4 protein-coding genes are annotated in these 4,364 nt (G+C 65.8%); all 4 read right to left on the bottom strand.

What is annotated here, in order from left to right:
- Positions 1-88 precede the first annotated feature (88 nt).
- A complete protein-coding gene (locus tag WA904_RS14945; protein ID WP_425197917.1) occupies positions 89-778 on the bottom strand; it encodes a response regulator in 690 nt (229 codons plus the stop codon).
- Between the two features lie 348 nt (positions 779-1,126).
- The gene (locus WA904_RS14940; RefSeq protein ID WP_425197916.1) at positions 1,127-1,501 is read right to left on the bottom strand and encodes a cyclic nucleotide-binding/CBS domain-containing protein; all 375 of its coding nucleotides are present in this window, start codon (positions 1,499-1,501) and stop codon (positions 1,127-1,129) included.
- Complete coding sequence (gene ppsA, locus WA904_RS14935; protein WP_425197915.1) at positions 1,498-3,966, bottom strand: phosphoenolpyruvate synthase; 2,469 nt, start codon at positions 3,964-3,966, stop codon at positions 1,498-1,500. Before ppsA ends, WA904_RS14940 begins: the two co-directional genes overlap by 4 nt.
- Positions 3,967-4,068: 102 nt before the next feature.
- A partial coding sequence (locus WA904_RS14930) for a PfkB family carbohydrate kinase (RefSeq protein WP_425197914.1) occupies positions 4,069-4,364 on the bottom strand: 296 nt, incomplete at its 5' end.

The raw sequence follows: 4,364 nt of genomic DNA, 5'->3' as shown, positions 1-4,364 counted from the left end.
CATAGCTACGGCTATGTCGCCTCCTCGCGCCTTGCCTGACAGCTGACTGGACAATTTCATTTCATCACCTTAATTGCGGGACAGAACACTAGCCCTCCAACAACCCCTGGTTTCTGGCTTCATAAATCGCTTCCGCTTTGGAGCTTACTTTGAGCTTGATATAAACCCGGCGCACATAGGTTTGCACCGTGTGCACCGATACCTGCATCAGCCTGGCGATTTCTTCGGCGGTGAAACCCTTGGTGATCAGCTCCAGAACCTGCTTCTCGCGGTTTGACAGCAGGGTCTGGCCTTCTGCGGACGGCAAAACGCGCGCGTCGGGCACTGCGGGCGGCGCCTGGCGGAAGCGCGTCAGGATCTGCCGCGCAATCAACGGGCTGATCGGGCTGCCGCCGCCGTGCAGGCTGCGGATTTCGGCCAGCATGTTGTCGGGCGCGCTGTCCTTGAGCAGGTAGCCCGAGGCCCCGGCTTCAATCGACCGCAGCACATGCGCCTCATCGCCGAAGGTGGTGCAGACCATTACGGCGCAGGAGGGCCACAGCAGGTGGGCGGCCTGGATCACGTCAATGCCCGAACCATCGGGCAGACCGAGGTCCACCAGCAACACGTCGGCAGGTGCAGACTGCAGCGCCTGCAGGCCTTCGGCACGCGTGCTGGAAACACTCACGAGCTTCACGTCGTCCGAAGCGGCGATGGCCGTCACGATGGCATTCTGGAAATGAACGTCGTCTTCCACGAGGGCAACGTGAATGAGCGGGCTGGCTGGTTTTGAGGGCATGGTTGGGTTGGTACGGGTGCGGCGTCCGGGTCCGGACGGCACCAAGTATTTTGCGCCAGGCTGCCGTGGCGCATGTCCCCAGTTTTAGGGACGCGCGTCACTGACGGGCATCCACTGGGCCGCCCGAGGTCTGACCGAGAAGCAGTGTGAAACAGAGGTGCTACTGATTCAATAGCTGATTGCGCCCACCCAGCCAGGGCTTGCGGCCGATTTGATCAGTTCTTTCCGGTACGGAGGGCGCCGCCATCAAGCCCGATTTGTGAATGAAATCTGGCTCAAGCTCAATGAATACAGGCGCCGGCAGCTACTAAAAACAGAGCGCCTGACCTGCCGGCGCGCTGCACGGCCTCAGTCCACGAAAGTGCGAACGAAGTCGAGCGAGGACACCACGCCCTGGATCTCGTTGCCTTCGGCCACGACCACATGGTGGATGTTCGATTCGATCATCAGCCGGGCGACCTCGCTCAAGGTGGCGTCCGGCCGCACGGTGACCGGCTTGTAGGTGCACAACTGCCAGGCGCTGACTTTCGGCGGCGAGGACCCGCCGGCGTGCTGGCGCAGCAGGTCGGCGCTGCTGATGACGCCCAGCACATTGCCGTGATCGACCACGGGCACCCAGCTGAGGCCATGGGCCACCAGTTGGGTTTCGACGGCCTGCAGCGTGTCGTCGGGAGCTGCGGCGTGCACCTCCCGGTTCATCAATGATGCAATGGTCTGGCTCATGACGGGCTCCTGTCCGCCGCTGGCGGTGTTGCGGGTTGCGCCGGTGCGGCGCTGCGGGGCACGCGTCCCAGCCGCGCTTCCACGGCCAGCACGTCGCGTGTGGTTTTCAGCAGGGTGTCGGGCGTCACGCTCATTGAGTCGATGCCGAGCTCCACCAGCCAGGCGGCGAAGTCGGGGTAGTCCGAAGGTGCCTGGCCGCAGATGCCCACGTGGCGGTGGTTGCGGTGCGCGCCTGTGATGGTCTGGCGGATCATCTCCTTGACGCCGGGGTCGCGTTCGTCGAAGTCGAAGGCCACGATGTCCGAGTCGCGGTCCACGCCCAGCACCAGCTGCGTCAGGTCGTTCGAGCCTATCGAAAAGCCGTCGAACAGCTGCGCGAAGGCATCGACCTGGATCACGTTGTTGGGAATCTCGCACATGACGTAGATTTCCAGCCCGTCCACCCCGCGGACCAGGCCGTATCCGGCCATGGCCTGCAGCACACGTTCGCCTTCCTCGACACGGCGGCAAAACGGGATCATGAGCCTGACGTTGGACAGGCCCATCTCGCCCCGCACGCGTTTCATGGCCGCACATTCCAGCGCAAAACCTTCGGCATAGGCCGGGTGCGTGTAGCGCGAGGCGCCGCGAAAGCCGATCATCGGGTTGGCTTCATCGGCCTCGAACCAGCGCCCACCGGCCAGGCTGGCGTACTCGTTGGTCTTGAAGTCGGACATCCGCACAATCACCGGCTTGGGATGGAAGGCCGCGGCAATCATGGCGACGCCTTCGGACAACTCGCGCACAAAGTAGTCGGCCGGCGTTGCATGGGAACGCGTGAGGCGGGCGATGTCGGCGCGCACCGACGCGTCTGCCACCCTGTCGGGATGCACCAGCGCCATCGGGTGCACGCGTATGTGCTCGGCCACGATGAATTCCATGCGCGCCAGGCCCACCCCATCGTTGGGCAGCAGTGCGGTCTGGAAGGCGGTGTCGGGGTTGGCGATGTTGACCATCAGCTGCGTCTGCGGCCGCGCCAGGCCGGCCACATCGATGTGCGTCGTCGTGAAAGGCAACAGGCCCGCATAAATGTGGCCGGTACTGCCCTCGGCGCAGGACACGGTGATCTCGTCGCCGGTGCGGATGGCGGTGGTGGCGTTGCCGCAGCCCACCACGGCCGGTATGCCCATCTCCCGCGCGACGATGGCGGCGTGACAGGTGCGGCCGCCGCGGTTGGTCACCACGGCTGCGGCGATTTTCATGACCGTGCCCCAGTCGGGCATGGTAGTGTCCGCCACCAGCACTTCACCGGGCTGGAACTGGTTGAGCTCGGACACGTTGCTGACCACGCGCGCACGGCCGGAGGCGATCCGGCCGCCGACCGCACGGCCGCTGGTGCGGAGTTCGCCCTTGCGGTCCAGGTGGTAGTCGTCGACCGTGCCGCGCGGCTTGCGCGAGGCCACGGTTTCGGGACGCGCCTGGACGATGTAGAGCTTGCCGTCCAGGCCGTCCCTGGCCCATTCGATGTCCATGGGGGTGGGCTGTCCGGCCTTGCGGCTGTAGTGCTCTTCGATCCTGACGGCGGCATCGGCCAGTTCCAGCACCTCCTCGTCGCTGATGCAGTAACGCGCCTGGTCTTCCGGCGGGGTCGGCATGTTGCGCGTGGTGTCGCGGCCGGCCGCCTTGGCATACACCATGCGGATCTCCTTGCCGCCCAGCTTGCGCCTGAGCACGGCGCGGTGCCCCTGCTTCAGGGTGGGTTTGAACACGTAGAACTCGTCCGGGTCCACCGTGCCCTGCACCACGTTCTCGCCCAGGCCCCAGGCTCCGGTGATGAACACGACGCCCGGGAAACCGGTCTCGGTGTCCAGCGTGAAGATCACGCCGCTGGCCGCGCAATCGGAACGCACCATCTTCATCACACCCACCGACTGGAACACCTTGAAATGGTCGATGCCGTGGTCCACCCGGTAGGCGATGGCCCGGTCCTTGAACAGGCTGGCAAAACACTGGCGCACGGCGTCGAGCAGGCGCGCCTGGCCCGAGATGTTGAGGAAGGTTTCGTGCTGGCCGGCAAAGCTCGCCGTCGGCAGGTCTTCGGCCGTGGCTGAACTGCGCACCGCCAGGGTCAGCGTCTCGCCATATTCGGCCTGCAGTTGTTTGTACGCGGCGCCAATGTCAGCCACGAGGTCTGCGGGCAAGGGTGCGGCCTGGATGATGTCGCGCGCCCGCTGCGCGCGCCGCGCCAGGTCGTCCACATCCTTGACGTCCAGGCCGTCGAGGGCCTCGTGCAGGCCCGGCCAGGCATTCGCCTGGTCCAGCAGGTAGCGGTAAGCCCCGGCCGTGACCGCAAAACCATTGGGCACACGCACGCCCTGGGTGCCCAGCTCGCGCACCATCTCGCCCAGGGAAGCGTTCTTGCCGCCCACCAGCGCGCCATCGTCGGCGCCGATTTCGGAAAACCAGCGAATATGGGGTGTCGTCATGATTGCGGGCCGCGAAGCTGCGGCTGTCTCCGGTTGCCGTTCTTGCGCCTACCTTAGGCGCGCCGGGCCGGCATTGCATTGCGCCAGATCAAGCGCAGAGGTTCAGGCCGGGGTGACGACCACCTGCCCGCAGAGGCGTTCCACATCGGCCGGCTGGCACAGCGCGGTGCCTGATGTGAGCAGGGCGGCGGCAGCGGCCGCCATGGCGTAGCGGAAGGCCTGCTCCAGCCCGGCCTGCCGGCCCAGTGCCCAGACCAGGCCGCCAACAAAACTGTCGCCCGCGCCTATGGTGCTGGCCACGGTCACCGGCACGGCCTGGGCACGCAGCGCCTGCCCGGCAGTGACAAGCAGGGCGCCTTCTTCACCCAGCGACAGGGCCACCAGCTCTGCCTGCCCGC

Source organism: Polaromonas sp. (assembly GCF_049790275.1).
GTDB lineage: Bacteria > Pseudomonadota > Gammaproteobacteria > Burkholderiales > Burkholderiaceae_C > Polaromonas.
Note: the sequence above shows the minus strand (reverse complement) of the source record. Positions and strands in the feature narration are given on the sequence as shown.

Bases quoted from the DNA above. Each gene is read 5' to 3' on its own strand.
- WA904_RS14945 (WP_425197917.1), bottom strand. From the start codon at position 778: ATGCCCTCAAAACCAGCCAGCCCGCTCATTCACGTTGCCCTCGTGGAA.
- WA904_RS14940 (WP_425197916.1), bottom strand. From the start codon at position 1,501: ATGAGCCAGACCATTGCATCATTGATGAACCGGGAGGTGCACGCCGCA.
- ppsA (WP_425197915.1), bottom strand. From the start codon at position 3,966: ATGACGACACCCCATATTCGCTGGTTTTCCGAAATCGGCGCCGACGAT.